Source organism: Streptomyces sp. NPDC057654, assembly GCF_042800135.1.
In the GTDB taxonomy this organism is placed as follows: Bacteria; Actinomycetota; Actinomycetes; order Streptomycetales; family Streptomycetaceae; genus Streptomyces.
In genome coordinates this window covers 1-2,967 of sequence record NZ_JBHVHQ010000993.1, presented here as the reverse complement: position 1 = coordinate 2,967, position 2,967 = coordinate 1, and the positions used below count along the sequence as shown (strand labels likewise).

The window sequence follows — 2,967 nt, the reverse complement described above, 5'->3', positions numbered from 1 at the left end:
GCCCCGGTCCCCGCGACCGGGGCCTCCCCCTGCCCCGCGCCGTACCGCCCCCGGTGGCCCATCAGGAAGGAAGAGGGAACCCCCGAATGCCGCTGTCGCTCCTCTCCCGCAGGCTGCGCGCCCTGGCGCGCGGCCGCGTCGACTGGTATATCGTCGCGCTGCTCGCCACGGTCGGCCTCGCCGCGCTGCTGCCCGCCGACGGCGCCCCCGCCGAGGCCCTCGGCGTCGCCACCAAGGTCGCCGTGGGACTGCTGTTCTTCCTCTACGGCGTCCGGCTCTCGCCGCAGGCGGCCCTGGGCGGGCTCGGCCACTGGCGGCTGCACCTGCCCATCCTGCTCTGCACCTTCGCGCTCTTCCCGCTGCTGGGCCTCGCCCTCCGGCAGCTCCCCGAATCCGTGCTGAGCGCGGAAGCTGCCACCGGCATCCTCTTCCTGTGCCTGCTGCCCTCCACGGTGCAGTCCTCCGTCGCCCTCACCTCGATGGCCCGCGGCAACGTGGCCGCCGCCATCTGCTCGGCCTCCTTCTCCACCCTCCTCGGCGTGATCCTCACCCCGCTGCTCGCCGCCCTGCTGCTGAGCGGCGGCGCGAGCGGCACCGTCCCCTTCTCCATGGGACAGGTCACCGACATCGTGGTGCAGCTGCTGCTGCCCTTCCTCGCCGGGCAGCTGGCGCGCCCGCTGCTCGTGGACCTGGTCACCCGGCACCGCATGCTGACCCTGGTGTGCGACCGCGGTTCGATCCTGCTCGTCGTGTACGCCGCGTTCAGCAAGGGGATGACGGCCGGCATCTGGCAGCGCACCTCCGTGGGGCGGCTGTTCGTCCTCCTCGCCCTGTGCGGGGCGCTGCTGGCGCTGATACTGACGGTCGCCGCGAAGGGGGCGCGGCTGCTGCGCTTCGAGCGCCAGGACCGGGTGACCGCGGTCTTCTGCGCCTCGACCAAGAGCCTCGCCAGCGGCCTGCCGATCGCCACCGTGCTCTTCGCGGGCGACGAAGTCGGCCTGGTCATCCTGCCGTTGATGCTCTACCACACGCTTCAGCTGATGGTCTGTACGGCCCTGGCCCGCCGCCTCGCCCGCCGCGCCCCCGACCCGGCGGCCGAACCGCGGGCGGTCCCGAAGGGCACCACCGCCCGTACGGACGTGACGCCGGGAGCATGAGAGCCGCTGCCGCGCCCGGCGGGACGGCTGGCAGCATGACGGCATGTCGACAGAACACACGGAACACACAGAGCACACGGAACATTCAGAGCACACGGTCACCTACCTGGAGATGACCGAGCGCGCCCAACTACGCCCCGCACGGCCCGCCGAGGGGGTCGCGCTGGAGGAGACCCCGGCCGGCTCCGAGACGCTGGTCGCGACACAGGCCGCGGTGGGCGCGCCGCACCAATGGTCCGGCGCATGGCGCGAGCGACGCCACGACGAGCGGATGCGGCACTGGTTGATACGGGTGGACGGCGAGGTCGCGGGCGTGCTGAGCGTGCGCGGGGCGGCGGGCGGCGAGGTGGAGATCGACACCTTCGGCCTGTTGCCGCGGTACGTCGGGCGGGGGTACGGCGGGCACGCCCTGACGCTCGCCGTCCGGCAGGCGTGGGACCAGCAGCCTCCGGACGCCCCCGAGGTGCGCCGCGTCTGGCTGCATACCTCGACCCGCGACCACCCGCACGCGCTCCGCAATTACGAGCGCCGCGGCTTCCAGCGCTACGCGAGCGAACGGGAGGCGCCGAGGCCGGACTGAGAGGCAGAGCTGAATACCGGAGATGCGAGGACGCCCGGCCGCCGGGCCGGGGCGGCACCGACGACGGCACGTTCGCCCGTGCCTCGGCTTCCCGGCGGCGGTGGCCGTCAGGGCGCTTCAGGCGCATTCTGTGAAGTGCGCGGAGTGGGGGCGCGTGGGTTCTGGCCGGCGAGGAGGAACGCATGGAGAGCGCGCCGAGCAGGACGGCGATGTTCGCGGCCGTGTCGCGTGGATTGTTTCGCCTGGAGTCGGCGTCGCCGTGGGTACTGGACGATGTGCTGGCCCTGGTGCTGGTCGGTCCGGTATGGCGGGAGCTGCGAGACCGGTTCGATCCGCTGTTTCCCGGCCCGGTCCGTCGCGAGTCCCGCGCGGCTGTCTGCACGCGCAGCCGGTACGCCGAGGACCGGCTGGCCGCCGGTGCCTTCACGCAGTACGTGATTCTCGGCGCGGGGCTTGACTCGTTCGCGTGGCGGCGGCCGGATCTGCTCGGCCCGCTGACGGTGTTCGAGGTTGATCACCCTGCTTCCCAGGCCTGGAAGTTGGAGCGGGTCAGGGTGCTGGGCCTGCCGCTCAGCGATTCGCAGGTATTCGTGCCGGTCGATTTCGAGGCCGAACCGGTTCAGGACGCTCTGGGCGCGGCCGGGTTCGACTGGGCGCAGCCGACGATGTTCTGCTGGACGGGTGTCGCTCCCTATCTGACGGCGCAGGCGATCGAGTCGACGCTGCGTACGATCGCGGCGGCTGCTCCCGGGTCCGAGGCGGTGTTCTCCTACCGGGCCGAGGACGGTGTGCTGGACGACGTGGGGACGGAATTCGCCCGGATCTACACGCCGATCGCGGCTTCTGCCGGCGAGCCTCTTCAGCCCGGCTGGCCGGTGATCGAGATCGAGAGGCTGATCAGCCGGTGCGGGCTGAAGGTCGTGGACCATCCCGCACGTGCGGACCTCCAGCAGCGCTACTTCGCCGGCCGTACCGATGGGTTGCGGCCCTATACCTTCGAGACCCTGGTGGCCGCGCGGGTCACCTGAGCGAACGCGGCCACGTCCGGCGACTTCACTCTCTGCGAGGGCCAGGCGGTGAAGCGGCAGAGGAGTACAGCAACCTCCAGGGCCTCGGTGTGAACGCCGTCTGCTTCAGCCGCCCCGATCGGGGCGGCGCACCCCGGCCCGTACGTACGCCACCGGGCCCCGGCCCGTAGCGCAGCGGGGCGGCCTGTACGCGATACAGGCC

At 72.1% G+C, this 2,967-nt stretch carries 3 protein-coding genes; all 3 read left to right on the top strand.

The genetic code is table 11. From position 1 onward, the window contains the following. Window positions 1-1,157: bile acid:sodium symporter family protein (locus tag ACFU99_RS39415; protein WP_384402280.1), on the top strand; the 1,157-nt coding region annotated here is incomplete at its 5' end. A 43-nt stretch (window positions 1,158-1,200) separates the two neighbouring features. Further along, a complete protein-coding gene (locus ACFU99_RS39410; protein WP_384402277.1) occupies window positions 1,201-1,737 on the top strand; it encodes a GNAT family N-acetyltransferase in 537 nt (178 codons plus the stop codon). A gap of 182 nt (window positions 1,738-1,919) precedes the next feature. After that, window positions 1,920-2,765 carry a class I SAM-dependent methyltransferase gene (locus ACFU99_RS39405; protein WP_384402274.1) on the top strand — a complete coding sequence of 282 codons (846 nt, stop codon included), beginning with the start codon at window positions 1,920-1,922 and terminating at the stop codon, window positions 2,763-2,765. The last annotated feature ends 202 nt before the right edge of the window (window positions 2,766-2,967 follow it).

Excerpts from the sequence above, each read along its gene's own strand:
- ACFU99_RS39410 (WP_384402277.1), top strand. The coding sequence starts at position 1,201 with ATGTCGACAGAACACACGGAACACACAGAGCACACGGAACATTCAGAG.
- ACFU99_RS39405 (WP_384402274.1), top strand. The coding sequence starts at position 1,920 with ATGGAGAGCGCGCCGAGCAGGACGGCGATGTTCGCGGCCGTGTCGCGT.